Origin of the sequence: Haliea salexigens DSM 19537, assembly GCF_000423125.1 — a bacterium.
Taxonomy (GTDB): domain Bacteria; phylum Pseudomonadota; class Gammaproteobacteria; order Pseudomonadales; family Halieaceae; genus Haliea; species Haliea salexigens.
In genome coordinates this window covers 1-26,806 of sequence record NZ_AUHJ01000017.1, presented here as the reverse complement: position 1 = coordinate 26,806, position 26,806 = coordinate 1, and the positions used below count along the sequence as shown (strand labels likewise).

The following is a 26,806-nucleotide window of genomic DNA, read 5'->3' as shown; positions in this document are numbered from 1 at the left end:
GCCGCATGACCAGCCCCAACGAGCCCGTTCAACCCATACCCTTCAGTGTCGCCCAACCGGTCGCCAGCGAGGTGAAAAACAGTGTGCAGGCCAGCAGAGAGTCGCGCTGGCTGATCCCGGCCCTGCTGTTTCTGGTGGCCTGTGCCCTGGCCGTGGTGTTCTGGCTGCCCTCCCAGCTTGGCAGCGAGCCGGGGGCTCCGGCTGCGCCTGCCGAGAGTTCGCCCGACACGGTCGACCAGGCGCCTGCGATACCCGCTGCAGATTCCGCAGAGCCTGCCGCCAGCCCCTGGTCAGACGCGCAACAGGCGCGCCTGCGCACGGCGGCGCAGGATGTTCTGGCGCAGCTGGTGGAGCTGCAGTTTGCGCTGGAGGAGCGTGGTGCCGCCGTCTGGGCGCGTGCTGAGCTGGAGAATGCAAAAGCGGCGGCTGGCCGCGGCGATGCGCTCTATCAGGCGCGCGAGTTTGTTGCCGCCACCGAGGCGTACCGCGACAGCCTCACACAACTGCAGGCCATCGAGGCAACTATCCCCGCGGTGCTGCAAAACGCCCTGGACTCTGCAACCGCAGCACTGGAAAAAGGCGATGCACAGGGGCTGGAGCGGGCGCTGGCCACGGCGACGCTGCTCGCACCCGGCGACCCCACCCTGGCGCAACTGCGCGACCGTGCCGCGGCCATGGCCCCGCTACAGGCCGCGCTGGACCAGGCGCAGGCCCTGGAGAGCGCCGGTGACCTCGCCGGCGCCGAGGCGGCCCTGCGGACGGCAACCCAGTTCGACCCCGCCAGTCAGCGAGCCGCACGCGCCCTCACGCGCGTGCAGGCAGCCCACGCGGCCCAACGCTACCAGCGCGCCATGAGCGAAGGCTATAGCGCCCTCGACGAGGGTCACTTTGACGCCGCCGCCAGTGCCTTTGCCAGCGCACGCAAACTGCAGCCCGACAATCCGGAGATTGATGCTGCGGTGACCGAATTGCGCAGCACACAAAGTGCGGCCCGGTTGAGCGCCCTGCAACGCACCGCGCGCAACCACGAGGCAAAAGAGGCCTGGGGCGATGCTGTGGCCAGCTATGAAGAGGCGCTTGCGGTAGACGCGACCCTGGTGTTTGCGCAGGAGGGTCTGGCGCGGGCGCAACCGCGGGCACGCCTGGACAGTCAACTGCGCGAGGCGCTGGCCGCACCGGAGCGGCTGGCAGACCCCGCCGTTGCCAGAAGTCTGGAGCAGTTACTGAGCGAAGCGCGCGGGGTGACTCCGGCAGGGGACACACTCGCGCAGCAGATCGGGCAACTGGCGCAGCTTCTGGAACGGGCCAATACACCGGTCACGGTCACGCTGCGCTCGGACCAGCTCACCGCCGTGCTGGTTCAACGGGTCGCCAGACTGGGCCAGTTTTCTGAACAGCGCCTGACGTTGCGCCCGGGCGAATACACCGCGGTGGGCACGCGGGAGGGGTATCGCGATGTCAGGGAAACCTTCACCGTGTCCGCCGACCAGGTACCAGCCCCCATTTTCATCGCCTGCACGGACCCGGTTTGAATGAGCACTGAGCGCAACCCCACACAACCGATTGCCCCGAGCAGTTTCGAGCCACTCGATCGGGCGCAACCACCCGCAGCGGGCCATGGACGCGGCTGGCGGCGCTGGCTTCTACCACTGGCCATCCTGCTGTTTGCATTGGTGATGGCATTTCTGTTCCTGGCGCGTTCGGTGGAGATCAGCACCGACACCACAACACCCGCAGACATCGACCTGAGCGGCTTCCACTTGCCGCTGGGAGGTCGTCTCCTGCTGCTGCCCGGGATCTACTCCCTGCAGATCGCCGCGCCGGGCTACGTCACCCTGAAAACCGATCTGACCGTGAGTGACGAGGCCAGCCAGCGTTTCAGCTTCGAGCTACAGCCTGAACCCGGCATCGTGACCCTCCTCACACAGCCTGCCGGCGTAGCGGTCACCATTGATGACGCCTATGCTGGCGAGGCCCCGTTGAGCGCGCTGCCACTTGCCGCAGGCGTGCACGCGCTGGCACTGCGCCACCCGCGCTACCTGCCTCTGGATGTCACCCTGGACGTCGCCGGCCGCGCACAGCAAGAGACTTTCACATTCAGCCTGTCACCCGCCTGGGGCGTTGCCACCGTCAGCAGCGAGCCCGCGGGGGCAGATATTCTTGTCGATGGCGAGCCAGTCGCCACGACACCCGCCGCGGTGGAGTTGCTGCAGGGCGAGCGCCAGTTGCAGTTGCGCCTGCCCGGTTATGCACCCTGGCAGCAAACGTTGCTGGCGAAAGCCGGTGAAAATATCGCCCTGGACACCGTGCAACTGCAGCCGGCAGCCGGGGTGCTTGAGGTCACCAGCACACCCAGCGGTGCCAACGTCACGCTGGATGGCGACTTTCAGGGCCAGACACCCGTGACTCTCAACCTGCTACCCGACACAGCGCAGCGGCTCATGTTGACGCGCCCGGGCTACCGGCGCCACAGCGAGACGGTGCAGCTGGCCGCTGGCGCCACCGGGCGCAAGGCCATCACCCTGCAGGCGCAGTTGGGCGCTATCGATTTGCGGGTGAGCCCACCCGAGGCGGAGGTGCGTGTGAATGGGCGCCTGATCGGGCGCGGCAACCAGTCGCTGTCACTGCCCACGGTCGAGCACCGGGTGGAAGTCAGCCTGGCCGGTCACCGCAGTGTGTCGCAGCGCATCACGCCGCGGCAGGGGTTGGAGCAGCGTTTCGAGGTGGCCCTGCAAACCGAACAGGAAGCCAGGGTGGCACAGGTGCAGCCTGAGGTGACCTCGGCGCTGGGGCAAACACTGCGCCTGTTCATACCCGGCGAACACGGGCCCGACAGCTTCACCCTGGGTGCCTCGCGGCGTGAGCCCGGCCGCCGCGCCAATGAAGTGCTGCGCCCCGTTACCCTGCGACGCATGTTCTACCTGCAGACAACAGAAGTGACCAACGCCCAGTTCCGCCAGTTTCTTGCCAGCCACAATTCCGGGCAGATCGAGGGCAATAGCCTGAACCGTGAGCACCAGCCCGTCGCACAGGTCAGCTGGCAACAGGCCGCACAGTTCTGCAACTGGCTCAGCCAGCGCGAGGGTCTGCCCGCCTTCTACACCCAGAACCAGGGCATCGTGACCGGTTTCAACCCCGCGGCGACCGGCTACCGCCTGCCCACTGAGGCCGAATGGGCCTGGGTGGCGCGGGTCAAGGAAGAAACACGCCTCACCTTCCCCTGGGGTGACGGCTTTCCGCCCACCGCCGTGGTCGAGAATTACGCAGACAGCAGTTCGGCCTACGTCACCGGGCGCACCATCAGTGGCTACAACGACGGCCAGGTGGTGAGCGCCACCGTCGCCAGCTTTGCCGCCAACCATAACGGCCTGCACGACCTCGGCGGCAACGTGGCGGAGTGGGTGCACGATGTCTACCAAATCCCGGCCGCCAACACACCGGCAGAGACGGATCCGCTGGGCCCGCAAACGGGAGACAACTATGTGATTCGCGGCGCCAGCTGGGCCATGAGCCGCATGTCCGAACTGCGCCTGCCATTTCGCGATTATGGGCAAGCCGGGCGCGATGACGTAGGATTCCGGGTCGCACGCTATGCGGAGTAACCCCACCATGCCAAGTGCCTTCCTGCTGCCCTGCCTGCTGCTGGCAGCCAGTGCCATTGTCGGCCCGGTAGCGGCACAGGAGACCCCGGAAGCAACCGCCACCGAAGAGCCCGCAGCGCGTGCCGCCGCTGCGCCCGAGCCTGCAGAACCCGCCGCCACCGCTGCCACACGCTCAGCGTCCGGGCCCGGTTCGCCACTCGATTACGAAGCCTCGGAGCAGATCTCCGAGGACCTCTCTGTTTCTTTCCCCGTGGATATCTAGGACACCACAATGAAAATCAAGCTATCCCCGGAATTCACCTTTCAGCTGTTCGCACTGCTGATCGCCATCATCGTTGTGCACGCGCTGTACGTGGGGGTGATCAGGCCCAACGCGGATGTGCAGCTGCAGCAGCAAATGGCAATGCAGGCTGCCGGTGAAGACTTCGTACCCGAGCGCAGCCTCGCTGTGGTGATACGCGATTTCGAGCAGGAAGCCTGCTTTATCCTGCTGCTCTGGGCCCTTGCCATCATGGCCTACAAGGGGCGCAGCACATTGCGCGAGCAAGCACTGCTGGAGCGCGCCCTGCTGGATATTCCCGACGGCACCACGCTGCTGCCAGAGGATGCGCGCGAATACAGCCGCTCGCTGGAAGCCCTGCCCGCCGCAGAGCAGGACTACCTGTTGCCACGCACCCTGCTGAGCGCACTGCAGCGCTTTGCCACCACGGGCAGCATTCCTGCGGTGTCCAACACCATCAAGGAGGAGTGCGAAGTGGAATCCGATCGACTGGATTCGGAGTTGTCGATGGTGCGCTATATCGCCTGGGCCATCCCCTCCATCGGTTTTATCGGTACTGTGCGCGGAATCGGTGATGCCCTGGGGCAGGCCTACAAAGCCGTCGAGGGCGACATTTCCGGCGTCACCGTCAGCCTCGGGGTCGCCTTCAACAGCACCTTTGTCGCGTTGGTGCTGAGTATCATCATCATGTTCTGTCTACACCAGTTGCAACAATCGCAGGAGAAGCTCGTACTGGACTGTCAGCGGTATGCCGACAAGCGGCTGCTGCGCCATCTGGTGGCACACTGATGGCCGTCGCGTGGCTTGACCTGCACGACAGTAACCTGCAGCTCTGGCACGGTGACCTGCACCTGAGCAGTCCCGGGTACGCCCTGCTGGAAGCGGGGCAATACTGTTTTGGCCAGAATGCACGGGCCGCGGCGCGCTTGCGCCCCAGGGATATCTCCACCCGCTACTGGTGGCAGCTGAATACCGCTGCGCTGCAGCCGGCGCTGGGCCCGGCCCGCCACACCGCCGACCTCGTGCACGCCCATCTGCAGGCCCTGCATCGTGACGCCGGCGCGCCCGACGAACTGCTGCTGGCAGCGCCGGGCAGCATGCGCAAGGAACAGGTGGCCCTGCTGCTGGGCATCATCCAGCAGTGCCCGTTTGCGGCGGTCGGCCTGGTAAACCGCAGCGTGGCCCTCGCCAGCCTTTATGCTGATCAGGAGCGCGTGTTTCACCTGGAAGTGCAATTGCACCAGGCGCTGCTCAGCGAGGTGCGTCGCGAGGGCACCGAGGTGACGCTGCAGAAGGTCACCGCACTGCCGGGCAGCGGGTTACTTGCGCTGCAGGAGCGCGTGGTGGAGGCCGCCGCCGGTGCATTCATTCGCCAGACCCGCTTTGACCCGCGCCGCCGCGCGGAGACCGAGCAGCAGCTGTATGACGCTCTGCCCGGCACGCTGCGCGCCCTGCATGAAACCAGCGAGACCAGCCTCAGCGTGAACGGCTATCACGCGCGCCTGACCCGCGGTGACCTGCAGGCCGCGGGCAACATGCTGCTCGATTCTGTTGTCGGCAACCTGCCCGACGCATCCACCCACGGCGTACTCCTGGACCCTGTCGCCGCGCTGCTGCCGGATGTTGCGACGCGCCTGCGCGCCCGCGTGTTACAGCCGGGTGACATGCAGCGCGCGCTGGCACTGCACGAGCCGCAGTTGCTGCAACGCGCCGAGGCACTGGTGTTCGTGGAGCGCCTGCCCGCAGTGGCCCAAGACGCAGATCACAGTCCGCCCCGGGACGTGGCCGAGGAACAGCCGATGGTTGCGACACACCTGCTGTGCAACGCAGAAGCGCGCGCGCTGACGCCAGACGGCACGCCTCTCGGGGCGGGCTGGTCACTGGTCGTCGCGGCGGACGGCGGCTGGCGGCTGCGGGCCGGGGCGGGTGCTGGGGCCCTGGCGCGCAACACAACACCCTGCCGCGATGGCGAGCCGGTCGCCAATGGCGACCGCCTGCAGCTGGCAGACGGCACCGAGGCCCAGCTCATCCGGGTCAGCGACTAGGCGAGGCGCAACATGGCCAGGCGCAAGCGCGGCTTCACCACCTTCAACCTGAGCTTTCTGGATATCATGTCCTGCGGCTTCGGCGCCGTTGTGCTCGTGTTCCTGATTATCGACCATTCTATCGAAGTGCAATCGCGCGACCTCAACCGCGACCTGCTGTCGGAAGTCAACCTGCTGGAGGAAGACATCAGCACCGGCGAAGCGGGGCTGGTGAGATTGCGCAATGCCCTCAGCGAGGTCGACCAGCAGATGGTCGAGGCCCAGGGCAGGGCCACCCGGGTCACGGAGGATCTCGATGAGTACGAGGCCCTGATCGCCGCGCTACGGGAGTCGGTGAGCAGCAGCCCGGACGTCGATCGACTGAAGGCCGAGATCCAGGCCCTGGAAGCCGACGTCAAACGCTTACGGGAGTCCGCCGAAGACACCAGTGGCAGCAGTGCCCGCAGTTTCACCGGCGATGGCAACCGCCAGTACCTGACCGGGCTCAACCTGGGCGGACGGCATATTGTCATCCTGCTCGACGTCTCTTCGAGCATGCTGGCTGACCGCCTGGTGAACATTATCCGCCTGCGAAACATGGCACCGGCCATGCAGCGCAGCGCAGAAAAGTGGAGCCGTGCGCTGAACACCGTCGACTGGCTAACCGCACAACTGCCTGTCGGCAGCAGCTACCAGGTCATCACCTTCAACACCGAAGCCACGTTTGCGCTACCGGATACTGCCGGCAAGTGGCTGGAGGTCGCCAACCAGCCACAGCTGGAATCCGTCACACGGGCGCTGCGCGACATACTTCCCAAAGGCGGCACCAGCCTGGAAAATGCATTTCTTGCCCTGGGACGGCTAAGCCCGGCGGCGGATAATATTTTCCTGATCACCGACGGCCTGCCCACGCAGGGCACAGCAGCGCCACGGGGCAGCACGGTCAGCGGCAAGCAGCGGCTCGACCTGTATCAGCAGGCGCTGCGGCGGCTACCGCGCAACGTGCCGGTGAATGTGATTCTGGCGCCCATGGAAGGCGACCCGATGGCGGCCTCGGCCTTCTGGCAGCTTGCCCAGGCCACCCGGGGCAGCTTCATGACCCCCTCGCGGGACTGGCCCTAGGAAACGGCATGCGCAAACGACGCCCAACAGAAGAATTCTCACTCTCGTTTCTCGACGTGATCTGCTGTGGCTTTGGCGCCGTCATTCTGCTGCTGATGATCACCAAGACCGTGCAACCGCAGATCATAGAAGCGTCCACCGTCAACCTGCAGGGGAAGGTGGCCGATTTGCAGACGCAGGTATTCGAGATCCGTGGCGAAACCCGTATTCTCAACCGCGACCTGAATGCCCGCCAGGAGCAGCTCTCTGCCTTGCGCGAGCGCATCGCGATTCTGCAGGGACAATTGGCGAGCACCCGCTCCCGCCACGACAGCCTGCAGGTCAACGCCAGCACGAGTGATGTCATTGCCGAGCAGCTCGCCATCGCCCGCCAGTCACTGTCCGCGGAGCAGAAACGCCTGCAGAGCCAGCAACAGCAAGCCAAAAACAACTATATTGGGGGTATACCGGTCGACAGCGAGTACATCATTTTCGTCATCGATACGTCCGGATCGATGTTCTACTACGCCTGGGAGCGGGTGTTGCGGGAGATCGAGTCAGTGTTGAGCATATACCCCGAGGTGAAGGGCATCCAGGTCATGAACGACATGGGAGACTACATGTTCAGCCGCTACCGCGGCCAGTGGATACCGGATACCGCGGCCCGGCGCACGGCGATCATCCAGAACCTGCGCAACTGGAACGTGTTCAGCAACTCAAGCCCGGTGGAGGGTATCACCCAGGCCATTCGCAGCTTTTACGACGGCAAGAAACGCATTAGCATCTACGTCTTCGGTGACGACTTCACCGGCAATTCGATCAGCCAGGTGCTCAACACCGTCGACCGGCTGAACCGTGACAGCGGCGACCAGCGCCTGATTCGCATCCACGCCGTCGGTTTTCCCGTACTCTACTCACAGGCGCCAGCACAGCAGAATACAGCGCACCGCTTTGCCGCACTGATGAGAGAGATGACCTATCGCAATGGAGGCACCTTTGTCGGGCTCAATGACTACCGCCCCTGAGCGCTGGCTCACCGCTCTGGTGTTTACCTGCCTGCTCGCAGGCTGTGGCACCAAGCAGGTTGTTGTGCAGAGCGAATTCCCCGACCCGGTGATGAACCCCCTGCCCCTGACGCTGGGCATCTGGTACAACGACGACTTTGCCAACCATGAGTTTTTCGATGAGGCCAGTGGCCGCAGCGAGTCCAGCTGGCTCGTAAACACGGGTCAGGCGCAGGTAGAACTGTGGCAGACCCTGCTCACGGGCATGTTTCGCGATGTGGTGTTCATGAACGGTAAACCCGGGCCGGGCCAGATGAACCCGGTGGTGGACGCCGTATTGCTGCCCGCCGTGGATGAACTGCAATACGCCATCCCGTCACACACCAACGTCAAGGTCTACGAGATCTGGATGCGCTATCGTTTCCAGTTGGTTACCACCGGTGGCGAACCCATCGCGGAGTGGACCATGCCGGCCTACGGCAAAACACCCACCGCCTTCATGCAGAGCGATGAGGGCGCGGTGCGCCTGGCCGCCATCGTCGCCCTGCGCGATGCAGGTGCACACTTCGCCACCACCTTCACCCGGGTGCCACAGGTTGAAGCCTGGCTAAACAGCCTGCCGCGCGCTGGCGCAACACAGGTGCAACCGTGAAGCCTCGCCGCCTGCTGCTTGGCGCCCTGCTGCTGAGCTGGCTCACCGGCTGCGTGAATGCCACTGTAGACCAGATGGTGTTCAATTCCCCCACGGAAGGAATGGGCGATGCCTCGGTGGTTATCCTCGGACGTCGACACGCCAGCGACTACGAAACCGAGCCGGGCTTCATCAGTTGTGTCGGCAAGCACATCGGCGCCCGCGACCCGTCGATACGCGTCATTGATGAACTCGAATTCCTCAACGCGCTCTACCCCTGGTTTGAGCCCCGCACGGCGCCGCTGCGCCCGGCAGACCTCGAAAAGCTGTTTGCACACCGCGATGTGGCGGAGAAGTTCGCCACCCTGCAAACACGCTACATGATCTGGATAGACGGCAGCACGGTGCGCGGCGATTCAGCGGGCTCCATGACCTGCGGTATCGGCCCCGGCGGTGCCGGCTGTTTTGGTTTTGGCACCTGGTCTGACGATGCCAGCTATGAGGCCACCATCTGGGATTTTACCCAGCGCGCCGAGGTTGGGCGGATCAGTGCCACCGCCAGCGGGCAGTCCTACATGCCTGCTGTGGTTCTGCCCATTCCGATTATCGCCCCCGTGCAGGGCACAGCCTGTGACAGTGTTGGCGACCAGTTGCTGGATTTCCTCTCCACCGCGAACTAGGAGCTGCCCATGATGACCGCACTCATTCGAAACACCGCGCTCGGTTGCACCCTGCTTGCCGCACTCGCTGGCTGTGCAGGCAACCCGGCCACCGGCGGCGCCAGCGTGGTGGTGATGAGCGAGGGCAAGGAAGCGGAAATCGGCCAGGAGATGTACGCCGAAATCCAGAAGGAGGGCACGATCTACGATGACCGGGAACTGCAGGACTACGTGAATCGGATTGGCCAGCGCCTGGTGGCCAACACGGAACGACCCGACCTGCCCTTCACCTTCACCGTCATCGACAGCCCGGATCTCAATGCCTTCGCCACCCCGGGAGGCTATGTCTATATTCACCGCGGGCTGCTCGCCTACCTGGATTCCGAAGCAGAGCTGGCCGGCGTGCTCGGGCACGAAATCGCGCACGTCACAGCGCGGCATGCGGCACGCCAGCGTGCGGGTTCCATTACCACCCAGGTGCTGGCAGTGACCGCCGGCGTTCTCACCGGTAGCCGGGACATCATGGACTCCGCCGGCATGTACGGCACCGAGCTGGTGCGCGGTTACGGGCGTGAGCATGAACTGGAGGCAGACGGCCTGGGCGCGCGTTACATGCACCTGAGTGGCTACGAGCCTGACGCCTTGCTGAATGTGATCGGCGTACTCAAGGACCAGGAGCAATACCAGCGCGTACGCGCCAAAGCCGGCGGCAAACCGCCAGGCACCTACCATGGTCTCTACGCCACGCACCCGCGCAACGACCAGCGCCTGCAAACGGTCATCCGCGCCGCCAATGAACTGGACACAGGCCAGGTACTGGAGGACCCCAGCGTACCCGGTGAATTTCAGCAGCGCACGGACGGCCTGCTCTGGGGCCCGCGAATCAAGCGCGAAGACAACCGCTACTACCACAACAAACTCGCTTTCAGTTTTGCCCACCCACCGGGGTGGCAGGTGAGCAGTGGCAGCCAGGCAATCATCGCCAGCGCCGCAGATGGCAGCGCCAGCCTCACCATCTCCCTGCAAAGGCCCAATCCAAACCAGACACCGCAGCAGGCCCTGGAAGCATCCGCTACAGGCACCATCAGCGCGGGCCAGGCATTGGAACAGGCGGGCCTGCAGGGTTACAGCGCCGTGGCCAGCGGCAGTGGCAGCGCACGGCGCCTGGCAGTCATCAACCACAACTGGCAGTTCCTGTTCGAGGGCAAGGCAGATAATTTCAAGGCAGCCGATACCGACCTGCTGGCCATTATCGAAAGCTTTCGCCCGCTGCACCCACAGGAGCGCAATGCCGGTGAGCAGCGCTATGTACGCTACATTCAAGTGCCACGAGGTGCCACCATGAGCAGCCTGGCAGCCAGTATTCGCCTGCCGGACGCGGAGGCGCAGCTGCGGCTCCTGAACGGCTTGTACCCCAACGGCGAGCCGCGCACCGGCGACTGGATCAAGGTCATCCAGTAGCGGGGCAGGCCATCACTAAGCCGGCGACGGCATTCAACCGTAGCGTGTATCGGCGACAAACGGGTTGCTGCGGCGCTCCTGGCCGAAGGTGGACGTGGGCCCGTGGCCGGGCACAAAGGTAATGTCATCACCCAGCGGGAACAGGGTATCGCGGATGCTGTGGATCAACTGGTCATGGTCACCCCGCGGAAAATCGGTGCGCCCGATGGAACCCTGAAACAGCACGTCTCCCACCCAGGCCACGCGCTCGCCCGAGTGCAAAAACACGACATGACCCGGTGTATGCCCCGGGCAGTGAAAGACCTGTAGTGTCTGTGCGCCCACTGTGACGGTGTCGCCCTGCTCCAGCCAGCGGTCGGGCGCAAACGCGTCGGCGTGGGGGAAGCCCGACATCTGGCACCATTCCGGCAAACGGTCGATCCAGAAGGCATCCTCTTTCTCCGGACCTTCAATCGGCACGGCAAGCCGCTGGCGCAACACGTCTGCGGCTGCGCAGTGATCCATGTGGCCGTGGGTCAGGAGGATCTTCTCTATCGCCGCACCCATTTTTTCGGCCGCCTCCAGCACCCGCTCAACATCGCCGCCGGGATCCACCAGCGCACCCTTGCCGGTGTCGACACACTTGATGATGGAGCAGTTCTGCTGGTAGGCCGTAACCGGCACGATGGTGACCTGGATAGACATGCGTTACTTCCGGTTCGATTCGAGATCAGCCCGGGGATCGTTGAAGACCGCCATGTCGAGCTGGTTTTCACTTTTGCCCACAATCACTGCCACCGTGGCATCGCCGGTGACGTTGACCGCCGTGCGCACCATGTCGAGCAGGCGGTCCACACCGATAATAAGCGCGATACCCTCCACCGGCAGGCCGGCCTGTTCCAGCACCAGCGCCAGGGTTACCAGGCCCACGCCCGGCACCGCCGCGGTGCCGATGGAGGCGAGAGTGGCGGTGAGGATCACTGTGAGGTACGCGACCATGCTCAGCTCCACGCCGTACACCTGGGCAATAAACACCGTCGCCACGCCCTGCATGATCGCCGTGCCATCCATGTTGATGGTGGCGCCCAGCGGCACGGTGAAACCCGCCACCGAACTGTGCACACCGAGACGACGCTCAACGGTGCGCAGGGTTATCGGCAGGGTGGCGCCGGAAGACGCCGTGCTGAAGGCAAAGGCCCACACCGAGCGCATTTTCTGCATCATCATGCGCGGGGAAACCCGGGCAATGGTCGCCAGCAGCGCGTTGTAGGTAACCAGGCCGTGAAAAATGAGCACCGCGAGCACCGTGAAGAAGTAGGCCGCAAGATCCATGATGGCGCTGATGCCCATCTCGGCAAACAGCTTCGCCAACAGGGCAAACACACCCCAGGGCGCCAGCTCCATAAGCAGGCCGACCATCTTCATGATGACAGCTTCCATATCGGTGAAGAAGCTGGCGATCCGTCGCCCCGGCTCCCCCGCGTGGGAGATGGCGTAGCCGAAAAGCAGCGCAAACACGATCACCTGGAGCATATTGCCTTCCGCCATGGCGGCGACCGGGTTGGAAGGCACAATATTCACCAGCACATCGGTGAGCGGCGGCGGCTTGGCCACTTCAAACTGTGCATCGCCCGCCATTTCCACCCCGGCACCGGGGCCAATGGCCACGGCCGCGAGCAGGGCGATACTGATGGCAATCGCGGTCGTAGCAAGATAGAAAAGAATGGTCTTGACGGCGATAGGCCCCATGCGCGCGCTGTCACCGAGGGAGCTGGAACCGCAGATCAGCGACACCAGTACCAGGGGCACGACCAGCAGCTTCAGCGAGGCGACAAACATGCGCCCGACCACATCGAACACGCCAAGCACCAGCCAGTCATTGACCGCCCGGCGCAACGGATCGGCGAGCTCACTACTTTGCAGCAGCAGATTGCACAGGGAACCCAGCACAATGCCGGCCACCATCGCCAGAAGAATCCGCTTGGTAAGGCTCATCGGCGAGCCTGCGAGTGGGTTGCCGCGCTGCAGATGGTTTTACGCATCACTATCGCACGCTCCCGGCAGGTGGCTGACAACGTCGGCGTCAGCACAGGCGTTGCAGGGCGAGGACAGGGTTTCGCGTTGCCCCCCAACACGCAGCGCACAGACGGGGTTGTACTCCATGGTGCACACCTGCGGCCGTGGTTTGCTGCAGACGATCTCGCTACTGGCGCTTTCCGCCTGCAGCGGTGCTTCGCGCGGCGCGTCCTGCGGTGGCGCAGGCGCGGGCGGCTGGTTCGCACCGCATCCCGAAAGCAGCACAATCAGGCACAGCGCACCGTATCGCAGCATGTGAATTCCTTCGCCATGAAAAAGCGCTAGGGTATCACTGCCACCCGCTAAACGCAGCTTTGCCGCCACAGCGTCTTCAGCCGAAGTCTCCCGCCTGGTAGTCGCGAATCGCCTGCTCAATTTCCGCCGGGGTGTTCATGACAAACGGGCCATACTGCGCCACTGGCTCGCCGATGGGCTGCCCACGCAGCAACAATACAGAGGCGCCCTCGCTGCCCGCGAGCAATGACCAGTGGTCGCCGCGAGAGGTAATGGCCAGCTGCCCGGCGAGCACGGATCGCCCGGACTGTTCAAGGACGCCGGCATACACGTAGGCCAGCAGCGCCTCACCGACCGGCACAGGCAGCTCAAGCGTCGCGCCGGGCTGCAAGGTGACATCGACAAGTCCCGCGCGCGGCGCCAGCTCTTGCAAGGGGCCACGAGACGCGATGGCGCCCAACTGCCAGTCGCCGGCAATTGTGAGCGCGGTAAAGCCGTCTCCCTCGCTCCGCGTCAGCGTCTCAGCGGGAATGTCCCGATAGCGCGGTTCATCCATTTTTTCCGTCGCCGGCAGGTTGATCCACAGCTGAAAGCCATGCAAGCCCTGGGTATCTGAAGTGGGCATCTCGGAATGGATAATCCCGCGACCGGCTGACATCCATTGCACACCGCCACTGCGGATCTCACCGCGGTTGCCGCGGCTGTCCTCATGGATAATGCCCCCGTGCTTCATGTAGGTGAGCGTTTGCATACCCCGGTGCGGGTGTGGCGGGAAGCCCCCACCCAGATCCTCGCGACGCTCGGCACGCAACTCATCGAGCATGAGTATCGGGTCCATCGCGGCGTGCTGCATACCCGTGATGCGCTGAATTGCCACCCCGTCCCCATCCTGGCTGGGCCTGGCAGAACGAATTTCGTGAACTGAACGCGCTTGCATGATGTGACCTCCTCAAGATTTGGCCACACATTAAGCTCGTTATTTACGAAATAAAATCGCATTATTTCGCCACTTGCTTTCGATTACTTGGAAAGGTGCTGACATGAACCGAACCACGCTCGAACAATGGCGCATGCTGCAGGCAGTGGTGGACCACGGAGGCTTCGCCCAGGCGGCGGCCGCCATTCACAAGAGCCAGTCAACCATCAACCATGCCGTACACAAGCTGCAGGACCAGCTGGGTGTGCCAGTACTGGAGGTTGTGGGTCGCAAGGCGCAGCTCACCGAGGCCGGCGCCCTGCTGCTGCGGCGCGCCGGCCAGCTACTGGCGCAAGCCACGCAGCTGGAGGATATCGCCACCAGCCTGGCACAGGGCACCGAGGCGGAGATTCACCTGGCCGTTGATGAACTCTACCCCACGGAGCATCTTGCCCGCGTGATGGACCTGTTTTCCACGCGCTACCCCAATACCCGTATTGAGCTCTACGAGACCATTCTCTCAGGCGGCGCAGAACGGCTGCTGCGCGGGGAGGTCGGGATGCTGATTGCCAGCGCGGTACCCGGAGGGTTCCTGGGGGAGCCCATCAGGCAGGCTGAGTTTGTTGCAGTCGCTGCCCGCGGTCATGCGCTGCATCAGTACGGGCGCCCTCTCACGGTGCAGGACCTCGCGCGGGAGCGACAGATCGTGATCAGGGATTCCGCCCAGGACCGTCGCACAGACTCCGGTTGGCTCGGTGCGGAACAACGCTGGACCGTGAGTCACGTGGCCACCTCCATCGAACTCGTTGGTCGCGGGCTCGGCTTCGCGTGGCTACCCGTGAGCAGGGTCGCGGCGGCTCTGGACGCGGGGGATATACAGGCACTGCCACTGGAGCGGGGTGCGCGGCGCTACGCCACCCTGTACCTCACCCTTGCCGACCCGGACTGCGCAGGGCCCGCCACACGTGACCTTGCGGGGTTGTTCCGCAGCCAAGCGCTGTAGGACCAACGGCAATCTGTTCTATTTTTTAGAAAGCTATTGCCAAATCTATGCGATTTTAATCGACATTTATCGAATGCACACTGGACGCGAACTCACAGTAGAGAGGTAGCACCATGGGTAAGCTGGTTGACGGTCAGTGGCAGGACGTGTGGTACGACACCGACAGCAATGAAGGGCGCTTCGTGCGCGAAAGCGCCGGTTTCCGCCATTGGGTGACCGCCGATGGCGCGGCAGGACCCACGGGTGACAACGGGTTCGCAGCCGCGGCCGGGCGCTACCACCTGTATGTGTCGCTCGCCTGCCCCTGGGCACACCGCACGCTGATCGTGCGTGCGCTCAAAGGCCTGGAACCGCTGATTGATGTCTCCGTGGTGAGCCCGCTGATGCTGGAGAACGGCTGGACCTTCAACCGCGACGAGGGCAGCAGTGGTGACCTCGTCGGCAACGCCGATTTTCACCACCAGATCTACACCCGTGCCGCACCCAACTACACCGGCCGCGTCACGGTGCCGGTACTCTGGGACCGGGAACGGAACACCATCGTCAGCAACGAGTCCGCCGACATCATTCGCATGTTGAACAGCGGTTTTGACGCCCTTACCGGCAATACCGTGGATCTATACCCAACCGCGCTGCACAGTGCCATCAACGCCTGGAACAAACGCATTTATCCCGCTGTGAACAACGGTGTGTACCGCGCGGGCTTCGCGACCACACAGGACGCCTACGAGGAAGCCTACAGGGCGCTGTTCAACGAGCTCGATCACCTCGACGCGCAGCTTGCCGACCAGCGCTTCCTGACGGGAGAGCGCCTGACCGAAGCGGACATCCGCCTGTTCACAACCCTCATCCGCTTTGATGCCGTCTACCACGGACACTTCAAGTGCAACCGGCAGCGGCTGGAAGACTACCGCCATCTACCCGGCTACATCCGTGACATCTACCAGCAACCCGGCGTGGCAGAGACCGTGGACTTTCACCATATCAAGACGCATTACTATGCGTCCCACCGCAACATCAACCCGACCGGTATCGTGCCGGCCGGGCCGGAGATCGACTACCGCGCCGCACACGGGCGCGGTTAAGCCGGCGACGGCAGGTCCCGCGGGAACAACTGATGCACTAGCTGACCCGCCCCGCCGTCGCCCAACGCCGCCCAGTGCTGCAGCGGCAACTGCAGCTGGAGGTAGCCCGCCGTGGGCAGGTTGGTCAGGTGCAGACCGGGTACCAGGTAATTGGCCAGATCCGTCAGGCCGGGGTTGTGGGCAATAAGAAACACTGCCTCATCGGTATCGGGGCGCGCGCGCAGCCAGACCAGCAGCTGCTCTGCGCTGAAGGTATACAGGGCCGTTTCAGTCCAATGCGAGAGGGCAGCAAGGCCGGACCAGCCGGAACACAGTCCCGCCAGGGTCATTTGCGCACGCTTTGCGCTGCTGGCGTGAATCGGCAGGGGTTGCAGCCAACGCTGCAGGGCGGCGCCCATACGCGGTGCATCCCGCAGGCCGCGGGCATTGAGTGGGCGATCGTGGTCTGCAAGCCCCGGCTCGGCCCAATCCGACTTCGCGTGGCGCAGCAAGTGCAGGGTTTTCATCCTGAATTTCTCCTCAACCCATCTACGGCGAAAGACCTCTCCTCCGCGCGTTGGTCCGGGCCCAAGTCAGGCACAATTCGGGAGAAAAAACCAGATCGTTTTCACTCTCCGGGTCACGCATAATGGCGCGCCGCGACATTACAGGACCGCAACGGACACCATGAGCAAGAGCATTTCCCAGCGCATCGCCGAAGAACTCGCCGTCAAAGAAAGCCAGATCAGTGCCGCCATCGGACTGCTGGATGAAGGCGCCACGGTGCCCTTCATCTCTCGCTACCGGAAGGAAGTCACCGGCGGACTGGACGACACGCAGATGCGTCACCTCGATGAGCGCCTGCGCTACCTGCGAGAGCTGGACGAACGCCGGCTTGCCATCCTGAAGTCGATTGCCGAGCAGGAAAAACTGACGCCGGCACTGGAGCAGGCACTGCGGGAAGCCGACACCAAGAACCGGCTGGAGGATCTCTACCTGCCCTACAAGCCCAAGCGGCGGACCAAGGCGCAGATCGCCCGTGAAGCGGGGCTGGAGCCACTGGCGGACGCGCTGGTGACAGACCCGCAGCAAGACCCGGAGCAGCTGGCAGGCGCCTACCTCAACCCAGACAACGGTATTGAGGACACCAAGGCGGCTTTGGACGGGGCACGTCAGATACTCATGGAACGCTTCGCGGAAGACGCGGACCTGCTGGCACGGCTACGCACTTTCCTGCAGGAAAACGCCCAGCTCGCCGCACGCCTGGTGCCCGGCAAGGAGAGCGAGGGGGCAAAGTTTCGCGATTACTTCGAGCACACCGAGGCGCTGGCGACCACGCCCTCCCACCGCGCACTGGCCATGTTCCGTGGCCGCAACGAGGGTTTCCTGCAGCTCAACCTGTTGCTAGACCCGGATGAAAAGCCCGGTGATGCCCATCCCTGCGAGGCGATGATTGCAGACTACTGGTCGATCCGCGATGCCGGGCGGGCAGCCGATCGCTGGCTGGCGGATACGGTGCGCTGGACCTGGCGGGTAAAACTGCTGACCCACCTGCAAACCGACCTGTTAACACAGCTGCGCGAACGTGCCGAGCAGGAGGCTATCGGCGTGTTTGCGCGCAACCTGAAGGATCTCCTGCTGGCGGCACCCGCCGGGGCCCACGCCACCATCGGCCTCGACCCGGGGCTGCGCACAGGCGTGAAGCTCGCTGTTGTCGATGCCACCGGCAAGGTGCTGGACCACGGCGCCCTGTTTCCACATCCACCCCAGAAGCGCGCGCGGGATGCGAGCGCCGAGCTTCTGCGCCTGATCCAGCAACATAACGTTGAGCTCATCGCCATTGGCAATGGCACTGCCAGCCGGGAGACCGACAAGTTCGTCGGCGAACTGCTGCAGGCACACCCCGATCTCAACTGCCGCAAAGTCATGGTGAACGAGTCCGGGGCCTCCATCTATTCGGCATCCGAGTTTGCCGCACGGGAGTTTCCCGACCTCGATGTGACCATTCGCGGCGCGGTATCCATCGCCCGCCGGCTGCAGGACCCACTGGCTGAGCTGGTGAAAATCGACCCGAAATCCATCGGCGTGGGCCAGTACCAACACGATGTGAGCCAGGTGCAGCTGGCACGCCAACTGGACGCGGTGGTCGAGGATTGCGTGAACGCCGTGGGGGTTGATGTGAATACGGCCTCGGTACCGCTGCTGGCGCGAGTATCGGGATTGAACCAGAACCTGGCCAGTAACATCGTCGCCCAACGCGACCAGGCGGGAAGCTTTGTCAGCCGCCGGGACCTTCTGCAGGTATCGCGCTTCGGCGAGAAGACCTTTGAGCAGGCTGCGGGCTTCCTGCGTATCAGCAACGGCAGTAACCCGCTGGACGCCTCTGCAGTCCACCCCGAGTCCTACGCACTGGTGGAGGATATCGCCAAACGCCAGCAGCGGCCTCTGGCCAGCCTCATTGGTGACTCGGCATTCCTGCGCAGTTTGCGCCCCAATGACTACGTCACCGAGCAGGTCGGCCTGCCCACGGTCATCGATATTCTGCGGGAACTGGACAAGCCCGGGCGCGACCCGCGGCCCGAGTTCCGCATGGCCAGCTTTCAGGACGGCGTGGAGAAAATCTCCGACCTCAGGCCGGATATGGTTCTGGAAGGCACCGTCACCAACGTCACCAACTTTGGTGCCTTCGTGGACATCGGTGTGCACCAGGACGGGCTGGTGCACATTTCAGTGCTCGCTGACCGCTTCGTCAAAGACCCCCACGACGTGGTCAAGGCGGGCGACGTGGTGAAAGTCAAGGTTATGGAGGTGGATCTGGAGCGCAAGCGCATTGCACTGAGCATGCGCCTCAATGACAAGGCCGAAGATGCGGCGCGTCAGCCGGGCGGGCGGACGCAGCAGCCGCGGAGCAGGCGCAATGAGGGCAAACCGTCGGCACGTGGTCGCGGGGCCGGAAACGGCGCGCAGGCGGCGCCTTCCACGGCTCTGGCGGCGGCGTTTGCCAAGGCGCGTAGCGACAGCTGAGCCATGGCAGCCAACGGCAGAACCCGCTAACGCTCCGCGGCGCCCGTCCAGCCCAGCTTGGCAGCGTCCAGCGTAATCGTCACGGGCTCCGCACTGCCCACCTCACCGGCAAGCCAGGGCAGCAATACATAGAGCAGCCCCGGCGTGCCGTGCAGCAGCGGCAGCGCAATCAGCAGGGTGTCGCCCGCACTGTTCAGCAACACGGCGTGGTCGGTGCGCTGCGGTAGCGAGGTGCTCACCATGGCGGACCACTCCAGCGCCACGCCCTGGCGTAACTGCCAACGCAGTTCCAGTGCCAGGCTGTCCAATTCGGTAAACAACTGTTGGCACAGCGTACGTTCGTCGATGAGGCGCCCGCCGGCGCGGCCGGTAGGTGCGGGAAACTCCACCCGCAGGCCGCGCTGCTCACAGACGTTGCCGTCACGGGTGAAGCTCCAGGCGGGCTGTGCCACCTGCGGGATAACCGGTATCGGCTCCGGCGCCGCGGCGAGCTGTGCGGGGCCGACAGAAAGCAGCCCGGCGCAATCATTGCGAGCGCAGAACGCGCTGGCGATGCGGGCCTCCAGGACATCTTGCTGCTCACGCCGGGGGTGGCTGAGCATGACGCTCAGAGAACCCGCCGTGATGCCGAGGTCAGCCAGTGGTGACGACAGCAATTGCACCGTTTCACTGGCCTGCACGGCGCGCTGCAGGCGCAGAACATCATCGGCGTATTGTTCCACTGCTACGGCCCAACCGAGCAGACGGGGTACAGCAGCGCCCTCCGCAGTCGCCTGGCGGCGCGCCAGCGCAGCTTCGGCAAGCAGCACCTCGGCCAGCTCCAGCAGTGCGATATCCGCAAACTGTTGCCTGGCGACGTTGTCACTGCTATCCAGGCGTTCTGCCAGGCGATAGAACCGGGAACTTTCAGGGGCTGGGGCGTCGCTGGCGTGAACTGACAGCATGCACGACAGCAAAACGAGCAGCAGATACACCGGCATGGCCGTCTGTCGGCAGAAACGTGCGCACACAACGCGCAACCGCCCAACCAACACGAGGCAGCCTTTATTCGTCTCCACGTCTGACGGGGCGGCGCTGGGCCTTCAGGGTGCCGCGCTGCTGCTTCTTGTCCAGCCGCTTGCGCTTTGACGAGAGTGTAGGCCGCGTCGGTCTACGCGCCTTGCGCGGGCGACAGGATTCGGCAATCAGTTCCGCCAAGCGCGCCAAGGCGTCTTCACGATTTTTCGCCTGGCTACGGAAGCGCTGGGCCTTGATGGTCACAACACCTTCCGCGGAAATGCGGCTATCGCGACGGGCGAGCACTGCGGCTACACAACTTTCCGGCAAGGAGGAGGCAGCCGCGTCAAAACGCAGGTGTATGGCCGTGGATACCTTGTTCACGTTCTGACCACCGGCGCCCTGGGCTCGAATCGCACTCAGTTCAACCTCATCCAGCGGGATCGCCAGGGTTGGGTTAATCTGCAACATGTCCTGTGCTGTTATACTCACCTCCGTCTCCGCATGGGTGGCGCTGGCTGCCAACGACCTGGGCGCAGGCTTTCCCTGTGATGTCGCTAGCGATCCTGAAACCAGGCTACAAATTCATCGAACTCGACAACACCGCTACCATCGCTGTCAATCGCGTGAAAGCCCACCTTTGGGTCCTCACCGGCTTCCAGGGCATCCAGACCTTCAAGCAATGCAATGAACTCCGTCAGCTCAATCCTGCCATCGCCGTTACTGTCGAAATGGTCAAAGTTTTCACGCAATTCCTGCGCAGACACATCGGACATCATCTAAATCCTCATTCAATGGCGCACTATAGTGACATCAAATTCCCGCCCAGGCGACGCGCTCGCACCTCGCCACAGCGAAACGAACACCGCTCGCACGTGCGCAGAGTATAATGAAGTGTACAGCCCACTGTACGTGGTCGCCTTGAAAAGAAAACACTTCCAAATGGGAATCGTTCGCGTTATGGTGCGCAGTCTGACAAAGCCTCAGCCCCCTCTAGAACGCTGGTGACCCCGCCGATGGAAATGAAATCGCCCCCTGGAGCCCCGAAAACCTTATGGTCGTTGCGCCGGGGAGAGCATTGTGCGATCGCCGGCTACGACGACTTGCTGGCGGAAGCCTACAAGGTGAGGTTGATGGAGTTCGGTTTTTACCCGGGCGAAACCGTATCCTGCCTGCAATCGCCCGCCTTCGGTGCACCCAAGGTCTATCGCGTCAACAACACCATTTATTCGCTGGACGATGAAATCGCAGATCATATCCTTGTAGAGAGCACTCCGTCGCGTGACTAGAGTACTGCTGATCGGCAGCCCGAACTCGGGCAAAAGCCTGCTGTTCAACCGCCTCACGGGCCTTTCGCAGAAAGTGGCGAATTTCCCGGGCATCACCGTGGATGTAGCAACCGGCAAGTTGCAGGGCATGGATGATGTCGACCTGGTCGACTTTCCCGGAACCTACTCCCTGAAAGCCATTTCGGCCGAAGAAAAGGTCGCAGTCGCACAGTTCGAGAAAGCCCTCGAAGACACCGAAGTCGAGCACGTGTTGTGCCTTATTGATGCCACACGGCTGGAGAAGAGCCTGTTTTTCACGCTGCAGGTGATTCGCGAATGCGAACAGCACGGCAAAGCCGTTACCGTGCTCGCAAATATGATAGACGTGCTGGAAGCCAACAACCTGAGCATCGACCTGGCCGCACTTGAGACGGCCATTCACACACGGGTCATCCCCATCTCCGCTCGCTCCGGCAAGGGCCTTGCTGACATAGCAGAACAGATTCGTGCGGCGCGCTCGGCCGGCGCGCAAGTGCAGCGGCCGCACCTGACGGATACACCCGACGAACTCCTGCGAGGCACCGCGCATCAGCTTGCCCAGAGGCTTGGGCCACGCGGTGATGTACTGGTACGTACCCAGAATCGGCTGGACGCGTTCTTTTTGCACTCGTTTACCGGAGGCTTCGCGTTCTTCGGCATCATGTATCTGCTGTTCCAGTCGATTTTCACCTGGTCGACGCCGGCCATGGACGCCATCGAAAGCTCACTGGCATGGATGGCCGACGGCATTGTGCCGCTGATCGGGAACTCGATACTGCAGGACTTTACCGCCGATGCCCTGTTCAGTGGCATCGGCGCCTTCCTCGTTTTCGTGCCGCAGATTTTCGTGCTGACCTTTGTTATTGGCTTACTGGAGGATTCAGGCTACATGGCGCGGGCCACCCTGATCTGCCACAAGCCGCTGCGCTACTTCGGCCTCACCGGCAAGAGCTTTGTGCCCATGCTGTCCGGCGTGGCCTGCGCCATTCCGGGAATATACGCCGCGCGCGCCGTGGACTCACCCCGCAAGCGCCTGCTGACCTACATGGCAATTCCCCTGATGCCCTGCTCGGCGCGGCTGCCTGTGTACGCTTTGCTGATCGCCGCGTTCATCCCTGCGGAGACATTCCTGGGGGGCCTGGTGGGCTGGCAGGGTCTGGCCATGTTCGGCATCTATTTCTTCGGCATGTTCATGGCACTGGTGATCACCGGCTTCGTGTCACGGGCCAGAAAGGATAAGTTCGACGATCTGCCCTTCGTGCTTGAGCTACCGCCCTACCGCCTGCCGGGCATAAAACCGCTGCTGCGCAACGCCTTCAACCGCGCCAAACACTTCGTGGTAAAGGCGGGCAAAATCATCTTCGCGGTGACACTGGTGGTGTGGGTGCTGGGCTACTTCCCCAACTACGGCGCGGATCTCGGCCAGTCGTGGCTGGGCCACATGGGGCGCATCATCGAACCCCTGTTTGCACCGTTAGGGCTGGACTGGCGCTATGGTGTCGCCATTCTCACCTCGTTCCTCGCCCGCGAAGTGTTTGTCGGTACCCTCGGCACCATATTCGGTATTGAGGGCGCAGAGGAAAACATGGTGCCACTGGTGCAGCAGATCCAGGGCAGCGATCTGACCATTGCCTCCGGTCTGGCGCTGTTGGTGTTCTTCGCGATTGCCCTGCAGTGCGTATCCACCATGGCGATTCTCGCGAAAGAAAGTCGCTCTGGTACACTGGCATTGAAGATGTTCGGCGCCTATTTTGTACTCGCCTACGCGATGGCCTTGCTGGTTTACCACCTGGCTGCCTTGTTTTAAGCGGTCACTGTGTGAGCCAACGGCCCTGCGGGTCGGCAAGCACCCACTGCTGCGCAAACCAGAAAAACTCGCCGCGGCGCTCTGTCGATGGCACTGTGCAATTCACCTTGTTGCGGCCCGCCTGCAACGGCGGCAGGCTTACCGTGACACGATCAGCTTCGCGCACAAGCGCCAGCGCCCCACCGGATGCACTGAAGCACGCCAGCCGTTCCCGCTGGTAGCGTTCATCGGCCGGCAAACTGAAACCCAACACCCCGGGCGCCTGCTCGCTGCCCCTGATCAGCGTGTCACCGGGATCAATCTCCGTGACGGGCAGCGGCCGGGCGTCGAGCGCCAGCGCCAGCCGCTCCAGGCTGCCCTGACTGCGCGACAGAGAGAAACGGGGAATTGCGGTGCGCGGTGTTTCCGCCCCCACCGCACCCGAAAACTGCGCCAGACCGAACAGCTCACGCGCCGCGAGCAACGCCTCAAGCGCGGGTGAATACTCACCATAAGGGTAGGCGAATACGCTCAGCACTTCCGTGGACAACGCCTGTGTCAGATACGCAACGCTGTCGTCAATCTCCGCGGAGACACGATCATTCCAGGCCTCGTCGCTGCCCTGCTCACTGCCGCGCAGCAGATGCTCATGGGTACGGGAATGAGCGCCAATAGAAGCCAGCCCGGAGTCATGTAACTCGCGCAACTGCGCCCGGGACAGGGTCGCGGCATAGCCCTGATCCACAGCGTCAGTAGCGACGAATACGGCAAACGGCATGCCTCGTGCAGCCAGCTCAGGAAAGGCCGTGGAATAGACGGATTCGTATGCATCATCAAACGTGATCGCCACCGCGTTATCCGGCACATCGCCGCTACCAAAGACGCCGTCGAGCAGCTCATCGAGTGGCACGACCACAAACCCGTTGTTTTCGATATAGTCGAGATGAGCGCTGAATTGTGCCGGTGTGACGCTGGTACTCGCCGGTGTTTCCTCATCCACATGATGATAAAGGAGGATCACGCCGTGATCAGCGACCGCCGAAGCAAGAAAGAATGCGCATAATACCGCCAGCCAGCCAATCCTCATGGTGCGCTCGACTCCGCCAACATCCGGCGAAACTGCCTGATCATCGAACGGATTTCTTTCACATAAGCCTCTCTTCGCTCTGAGTAATAGATCAATGCCCTGGCCAGTTTCAGGCCGGCCATGGGTTCGTCCTCCCGGCGCAGGCGCGCACGCAGCGCGCGGAACTCGCGATAGCGTTCATGCGTATTCAGATTGTTCATGTACCGGCGCATCGCCTCGGAGACGCTGGGAAACACTTCAAGTTCATGACGGGCACCGGTGGACCGGTTTGCCGGGACGATGCCACAGCCCTCGGTGTAACACCACTGGCCGAACAGGTTGTTCCCCTCGACGGCAAAACGCGACCGTCCCCAGCCCGACTCCTTGGCGGCCTGCGCCAGCGCCAGGGGCAGTGGTATCGTATCGACCCGCAACAAAAGCGCCGCCAGCAGGCCTTCGGGCGGCGTGTCAGCCTGCCAAGGCAGCTCGTAGCGAACAGAAAGCTGTCGCAGCCACCGCGCTTCATCGTCGGGCAGTTCGTCTGGAGGGCCGGCTTGCTGCAATGCTTTCAGGCGTGCTCGCTGCGCGCGAATAACATCGTTGTGGTGCTCGATGATCGGTGTCATGTAGCGGAAAAACGCACGCTTCATACTGGGAACGTGGTCGATCGCGGCAAAATCGGGCAGCTCCCCGAATTCATCCCGCTCGAGCGAGCGCCACTGCAGCACAAGCAAGAGTCCTACAAGAACAACCGCTAGCGGAAGCAACACACAGTATCGCGGTGGCAGCGCCCACCCCACTTCAGCGGGCCTCCGCATGGGAAAAGCGCACCTCAATTACACTGCGGGTGATGCCGCAATACCCCCGAGTGTGTTCGCCGCCGCCTGAAGGGACTTTCTTACCGTACATGGCCGAAATACTCTCACAACAGGCACGCACGCTGCAAAAGAGCGGCCAAAGCCGCATCACGATGCTCCGACCGTTCAGGCTCGGCGCAGGCGTTCAGAAGGTGTACGTGAGCGCTGCAAATCCTTTGATCACATGCTCGTCCTCGACGATCGGGCTCGCGGTGATGTCGCTACCCAGGCGCTCCACGGCCACACTGAGGACCGCACGCCAGTTTTCGGTGAACTCGTAGAACCCTGCGAGCCCCGCTTCCAGCGTGGCCGTGTCTCCGACGGCATAACCCGGTCGATTTGCCGTGGCCGCGGCGGCGGGGACGCCAAAATCGTGATTTGCGAGCTCGCTGCTCACCCAGTTGGCACCGAATTCCGGTGTCAGCCGCAGATTGCCAAATTGAAAACTGCGAGACACACGCGCCGCGAGAGCGCCGCCGCCAACCCGGTCAAGCACGTCATGCGCGTAGCTCAGGTCCAGTTCAAAACCGTGGGCGCACTCATAAACCAGTGCCAAGCCACCCATGAGAGTACTGTCCCGGTCGCCCAGGCCCTGCAAGGCACTGCTGTCGCCCTCTTCATAGGCGCCGACACGGTAGGAAGCCGTCAGAGCCAATCGCAGGTCATCACTGCCCCATACGCCATAGCGCACGTCAGGCCCAATCCACTGTAACCGTTCACCAAAATAGGTAATGGCTGGAATCGGCTGGATTACGTTGGTGTCGGAGCCGACATAGGGGCTGCTGCGGCCGATAAAACCCAACCCCGCGCCCCACTGGCCGGTTTCGCCCAAGACATTGAAGAGCTCGATATCCAGATGGATTGCGCTGCCTCGCTGTGCGTTGAACGCCGCCCGTTGGAAGCTTGGCGGGCCCTTGGGCTGATAGTTGTTGGACAGACCTACGGGCTCGCGCGGAATACCGATAAAGTTGCGGTCTAGTGCCTGGTTATCGTTTTCATCCAGGTAGACCAGCACCGCAATCTCACCTTCTGGCGCATCGGAGATGGTATAGGCTTGCCCGGGGCGGATCGCGTACCGCTCCTCCCTCGCGGGACCGCGGAAATTACCGAACGCGTTCGCGTCGTCATACACCTGAAGGACGACTGTGCCTTCGTCAGGCAGATTTGCCAGACTGAGGGATATGTCTGCTGCGTACGCTGTGCTCGGCAACAGGAAAGGCAGCGCGAGCAGGGCGCCTGGGGATCGCACGCCAAAGATCAAAGTTGTCATCAACACCTACTTATTACCACCGCGAGGGCAGGGAGGGTAGCAGCCTTTTCGGCGACTTGTTTGCCAGTGTAACGCAGCTGGTGCGGGCATAAAAAAACCCCGAAGCGCGTAGCACTTCGGGGTTTTGGTATTAAAGCCTGGCGATGACCTACTCTCACATGGGGAGACCCCACACTACCATCGGCGATGCATCGTTTCACTACTGAATTCGGGATGGGGTCAGGTGGTTCCAATGCTCTATGGTCGCCAGGCAAACTGGCTTGACCGAGTCGGGTCCTACGCGCACTTTGCGCTGCCCTCGTCTTGTCAAATAAGGTGGTAAATCAAGCTGATACCGCTGTTCACGGGTCGTACCGACTTCATCTCGTCATGACTTCTGACGCGTACTTCCATCTCACTACGACTTGTCACAACATCCAGCTCTCTCGTGGCCTTTCATGCGCCACGCAAATCACTTGGATTATAT

26 protein-coding genes and 1 rRNA gene are annotated in these 26,806 nt (G+C 63.0%); 15 read left to right on the top strand and 12 right to left on the bottom strand.

Annotated elements, in window-relative coordinates; all coding sequences use genetic code 11:
• Positions 1-5: 5 nt before the first annotated feature.
• The 10 genes from G533_RS0115620 to G533_RS0115575 are packed head-to-tail and all read left to right on the top strand — an operon-like array spanning position 6 to position 10,762.
• Positions 6-1,532: a coiled-coil domain-containing protein gene (locus G533_RS0115620; RefSeq protein WP_027950774.1), complete on the top strand. Its 1,527-nt coding sequence runs from the start codon at positions 6-8 to the stop codon at positions 1,530-1,532.
• Complete coding sequence (locus tag G533_RS0115615; RefSeq protein ID WP_027950773.1) at positions 1,533-3,602, top strand: PEGA domain-containing protein; 2,070 nt, start codon at positions 1,533-1,535, stop codon at positions 3,600-3,602.
• Between the two features lie 7 nt (positions 3,603-3,609).
• A complete protein-coding gene (locus tag G533_RS0115610; protein WP_027950772.1) occupies positions 3,610-3,864 on the top strand; it encodes a hypothetical protein in 255 nt (84 codons plus the stop codon).
• 9 nt (positions 3,865-3,873) lie between these two features.
• Positions 3,874-4,671 (top strand): MotA/TolQ/ExbB proton channel family protein, encoded by a 798-nt coding sequence (locus tag G533_RS0115605; RefSeq protein ID WP_027950771.1) that lies wholly within the window; start codon positions 3,874-3,876, stop codon positions 4,669-4,671.
• Complete coding sequence (locus G533_RS22295; RefSeq protein WP_051230465.1) at positions 4,671-5,927, top strand: hypothetical protein; 1,257 nt, start codon at positions 4,671-4,673, stop codon at positions 5,925-5,927. The genes G533_RS0115605 and G533_RS22295 overlap by 1 nt, the downstream gene beginning before the upstream one ends.
• A 12-nt stretch (positions 5,928-5,939) precedes the next feature.
• Complete coding sequence (locus tag G533_RS0115595; RefSeq protein WP_027950770.1) at positions 5,940-7,028, top strand: vWA domain-containing protein; 1,089 nt, start codon at positions 5,940-5,942, stop codon at positions 7,026-7,028.
• 8 nt (positions 7,029-7,036) lie between these two features.
• Positions 7,037-8,032: a vWA domain-containing protein gene (locus G533_RS0115590; protein ID WP_027950769.1), complete on the top strand. Its 996-nt coding sequence runs from the start codon at positions 7,037-7,039 to the stop codon at positions 8,030-8,032.
• On the top strand, positions 8,016-8,663 hold the full coding sequence (locus tag G533_RS0115585) for a hypothetical protein (RefSeq protein ID WP_027950768.1): 648 nt from the start codon (positions 8,016-8,018) through the stop codon (positions 8,661-8,663). Before G533_RS0115590 ends, G533_RS0115585 begins: the two co-directional genes overlap by 17 nt.
• The gene (locus tag G533_RS0115580) at positions 8,660-9,322 is read left to right on the top strand and encodes a hypothetical protein (protein WP_051230462.1); all 663 of its coding nucleotides are present in this window, start codon (positions 8,660-8,662) and stop codon (positions 9,320-9,322) included. Before G533_RS0115585 ends, G533_RS0115580 begins: the two co-directional genes overlap by 4 nt.
• Positions 9,323-9,331: 9 nt before the next feature.
• Positions 9,332-10,762 carry a M48 family metalloprotease gene (locus G533_RS0115575; protein ID WP_027950766.1) on the top strand — a complete coding sequence of 477 codons (1,431 nt, stop codon included), beginning with the start codon at positions 9,332-9,334 and terminating at the stop codon, positions 10,760-10,762.
• Positions 10,763-10,795: 33 nt separating this feature from the next.
• On the opposite strand, the gene G533_RS0115570 is transcribed toward G533_RS0115575, so the two are convergent.
• From G533_RS0115570 to G533_RS0115555, 4 genes are all read right to left on the bottom strand, one after another.
• The gene (locus G533_RS0115570; protein WP_027950765.1) at positions 10,796-11,446 is read right to left on the bottom strand and encodes an MBL fold metallo-hydrolase; all 651 of its coding nucleotides are present in this window, start codon (positions 11,444-11,446) and stop codon (positions 10,796-10,798) included.
• 3 nt (positions 11,447-11,449) lie between these two features.
• Positions 11,450-12,736, bottom strand: coding sequence for a dicarboxylate/amino acid:cation symporter (locus G533_RS0115565; RefSeq protein ID WP_027950764.1), 1,287 nt, complete (start codon positions 12,734-12,736; stop codon positions 11,450-11,452).
• Positions 12,737-12,775: 39 nt separating this feature from the next.
• The gene (locus G533_RS22290; RefSeq protein ID WP_051230460.1) at positions 12,776-13,072 is read right to left on the bottom strand and encodes a hypothetical protein; all 297 of its coding nucleotides are present in this window, start codon (positions 13,070-13,072) and stop codon (positions 12,776-12,778) included.
• A 76-nt stretch (positions 13,073-13,148) separates the two neighbouring features.
• Positions 13,149-13,988 carry a pirin family protein gene (locus tag G533_RS0115555; protein ID WP_027950763.1) on the bottom strand — a complete coding sequence of 280 codons (840 nt, stop codon included), beginning with the start codon at positions 13,986-13,988 and terminating at the stop codon, positions 13,149-13,151.
• Between the two features lie 103 nt (positions 13,989-14,091).
• On the opposite strand from G533_RS0115555, the gene G533_RS22285 reads away from it, so the two are divergent.
• Both G533_RS22285 and G533_RS0115545 read left to right on the top strand, forming a co-directional pair.
• On the top strand, positions 14,092-14,970 hold the full coding sequence (locus G533_RS22285; protein WP_035528497.1) for a LysR family transcriptional regulator: 879 nt from the start codon (positions 14,092-14,094) through the stop codon (positions 14,968-14,970).
• Between the two features lie 113 nt (positions 14,971-15,083).
• Positions 15,084-16,055: a glutathione S-transferase family protein gene (locus G533_RS0115545; RefSeq protein WP_027950762.1), complete on the top strand. Its 972-nt coding sequence runs from the start codon at positions 15,084-15,086 to the stop codon at positions 16,053-16,055.
• Here G533_RS0115545 and G533_RS0115540 read toward each other — a convergent pair.
• On the bottom strand, positions 16,052-16,561 hold the full coding sequence (locus tag G533_RS0115540) for a SixA phosphatase family protein (RefSeq protein WP_027950761.1): 510 nt from the start codon (positions 16,559-16,561) through the stop codon (positions 16,052-16,054). The two genes, G533_RS0115545 and G533_RS0115540, sit on opposite strands and share 4 nt — an antisense overlap.
• Positions 16,562-16,721: 160 nt before the next feature.
• On the opposite strand from G533_RS0115540, the gene G533_RS0115535 reads away from it, so the two are divergent.
• A complete protein-coding gene (locus G533_RS0115535; protein WP_027950760.1) occupies positions 16,722-19,058 on the top strand; it encodes a Tex family protein in 2,337 nt (778 codons plus the stop codon).
• Between the two features lie 26 nt (positions 19,059-19,084).
• Here the strand turns inward: G533_RS0115535 and G533_RS0115530 are convergent, their stop codons facing one another.
• From G533_RS0115530 to G533_RS0115520, 3 genes are all read right to left on the bottom strand, one after another.
• Positions 19,085-20,002, bottom strand: a complete 918-nt coding sequence (locus G533_RS0115530) for a hypothetical protein (protein ID WP_158413427.1) — start codon at positions 20,000-20,002, stop codon at positions 19,085-19,087.
• A 100-nt stretch (positions 20,003-20,102) separates the two neighbouring features.
• Positions 20,103-20,546, bottom strand: a complete 444-nt coding sequence (gene arfB, locus G533_RS0115525; RefSeq protein ID WP_476729712.1) for an alternative ribosome rescue aminoacyl-tRNA hydrolase ArfB — start codon at positions 20,544-20,546, stop codon at positions 20,103-20,105.
• Between the two features lie 65 nt (positions 20,547-20,611).
• Entirely contained in the window at positions 20,612-20,830 is a 219-nt protein-coding gene (locus G533_RS0115520; protein ID WP_027950757.1) for an EF-hand domain-containing protein, read from the bottom strand.
• 240 nt (positions 20,831-21,070) lie between these two features.
• Between G533_RS0115520 and G533_RS22280 the strand changes: the two genes are divergently transcribed.
• Together G533_RS22280 and feoB are read left to right on the top strand one after the other, a co-directional pair.
• Positions 21,071-21,343 (top strand): FeoA family protein, encoded by a 273-nt coding sequence (locus G533_RS22280; RefSeq protein ID WP_035528492.1) that lies wholly within the window; start codon positions 21,071-21,073, stop codon positions 21,341-21,343.
• Positions 21,336-23,168 (top strand): ferrous iron transporter B, encoded by a 1,833-nt coding sequence (gene feoB / locus G533_RS0115510; RefSeq protein WP_027950756.1) that lies wholly within the window; start codon positions 21,336-21,338, stop codon positions 23,166-23,168. Before G533_RS22280 ends, feoB begins: the two co-directional genes overlap by 8 nt.
• A gap of 4 nt (positions 23,169-23,172) precedes the next feature.
• Here feoB and G533_RS0115505 read toward each other — a convergent pair whose 3' ends face one another.
• The 4 genes from G533_RS0115505 to rrf all read right to left on the bottom strand — a co-directional run bounded on the left by G533_RS0115505 (position 23,173) and on the right by rrf (position 26,591).
• Positions 23,173-24,234 carry a polysaccharide deacetylase family protein gene (locus G533_RS0115505; protein WP_027950755.1) on the bottom strand — a complete coding sequence of 354 codons (1,062 nt, stop codon included), beginning with the start codon at positions 24,232-24,234 and terminating at the stop codon, positions 23,173-23,175.
• Positions 24,231-24,941, bottom strand: coding sequence for a glucosaminidase domain-containing protein (locus tag G533_RS0115500; protein WP_051230458.1), 711 nt, complete (start codon positions 24,939-24,941; stop codon positions 24,231-24,233). Before G533_RS0115500 ends, G533_RS0115505 begins: the two co-directional genes overlap by 4 nt.
• Before the next feature lie 274 nt (positions 24,942-25,215).
• Positions 25,216-26,340 carry a MipA/OmpV family protein gene (locus tag G533_RS0115495; RefSeq protein WP_027950753.1) on the bottom strand — a complete coding sequence of 375 codons (1,125 nt, stop codon included), beginning with the start codon at positions 26,338-26,340 and terminating at the stop codon, positions 25,216-25,218.
• 135 nt (positions 26,341-26,475) lie between these two features.
• A 5S ribosomal RNA gene (gene rrf / locus G533_RS0115490) occupies positions 26,476-26,591 on the bottom strand.
• Between the last annotated feature and the right edge of the window lie 215 nt (positions 26,592-26,806).

Bases quoted from the DNA above. Each gene is read 5' to 3' on its own strand.
- G533_RS0115620 (WP_027950774.1), top strand. From the start codon at position 6: ATGACCAGCCCCAACGAGCCCGTTCAACCCATACCCTTCAGTGTCGCC.
- G533_RS0115615 (WP_027950773.1), top strand. From the start codon at position 1,533: ATGAGCACTGAGCGCAACCCCACACAACCGATTGCCCCGAGCAGTTTC.
- G533_RS0115610 (WP_027950772.1), top strand. From the start codon at position 3,610: ATGCCAAGTGCCTTCCTGCTGCCCTGCCTGCTGCTGGCAGCCAGTGCC.
- G533_RS0115605 (WP_027950771.1), top strand. From the start codon at position 3,874: ATGAAAATCAAGCTATCCCCGGAATTCACCTTTCAGCTGTTCGCACTG.
- G533_RS22295 (WP_051230465.1), top strand. From the start codon at position 4,671: ATGGCCGTCGCGTGGCTTGACCTGCACGACAGTAACCTGCAGCTCTGG.
- G533_RS0115595 (WP_027950770.1), top strand. From the start codon at position 5,940: ATGGCCAGGCGCAAGCGCGGCTTCACCACCTTCAACCTGAGCTTTCTG.
- G533_RS0115590 (WP_027950769.1), top strand. From the start codon at position 7,037: ATGCGCAAACGACGCCCAACAGAAGAATTCTCACTCTCGTTTCTCGAC.
- G533_RS0115585 (WP_027950768.1), top strand. From the start codon at position 8,016: ATGACTACCGCCCCTGAGCGCTGGCTCACCGCTCTGGTGTTTACCTGC.
- G533_RS0115575 (WP_027950766.1), top strand. From the start codon at position 9,332: ATGATGACCGCACTCATTCGAAACACCGCGCTCGGTTGCACCCTGCTT.
- G533_RS0115570 (WP_027950765.1), bottom strand. From the start codon at position 11,446: ATGTCTATCCAGGTCACCATCGTGCCGGTTACGGCCTACCAGCAGAAC.
- G533_RS0115565 (WP_027950764.1), bottom strand. From the start codon at position 12,736: ATGAGCCTTACCAAGCGGATTCTTCTGGCGATGGTGGCCGGCATTGTG.
- G533_RS22290 (WP_051230460.1), bottom strand. From the start codon at position 13,072: ATGCTGCGATACGGTGCGCTGTGCCTGATTGTGCTGCTTTCGGGATGC.
- G533_RS0115555 (WP_027950763.1), bottom strand. From the start codon at position 13,988: ATGCAAGCGCGTTCAGTTCACGAAATTCGTTCTGCCAGGCCCAGCCAG.
- G533_RS22285 (WP_035528497.1), top strand. From the start codon at position 14,092: ATGAACCGAACCACGCTCGAACAATGGCGCATGCTGCAGGCAGTGGTG.
- G533_RS0115545 (WP_027950762.1), top strand. From the start codon at position 15,084: ATGGGTAAGCTGGTTGACGGTCAGTGGCAGGACGTGTGGTACGACACC.
- G533_RS0115540 (WP_027950761.1), bottom strand. From the start codon at position 16,561: ATGAAAACCCTGCACTTGCTGCGCCACGCGAAGTCGGATTGGGCCGAG.
- G533_RS0115535 (WP_027950760.1), top strand. From the start codon at position 16,722: ATGAGCAAGAGCATTTCCCAGCGCATCGCCGAAGAACTCGCCGTCAAA.
- G533_RS0115530 (WP_158413427.1), bottom strand. From the start codon at position 20,002: ATGCTGTCAGTTCACGCCAGCGACGCCCCAGCCCCTGAAAGTTCCCGG.
- G533_RS0115520 (WP_027950757.1), bottom strand. From the start codon at position 20,830: ATGTCCGATGTGTCTGCGCAGGAATTGCGTGAAAACTTTGACCATTTC.
- G533_RS22280 (WP_035528492.1), top strand. From the start codon at position 21,071: ATGGAAATGAAATCGCCCCCTGGAGCCCCGAAAACCTTATGGTCGTTG.
- G533_RS0115505 (WP_027950755.1), bottom strand. From the start codon at position 24,234: ATGAGGATTGGCTGGCTGGCGGTATTATGCGCATTCTTTCTTGCTTCG.
- G533_RS0115495 (WP_027950753.1), bottom strand. From the start codon at position 26,340: ATGACAACTTTGATCTTTGGCGTGCGATCCCCAGGCGCCCTGCTCGCG.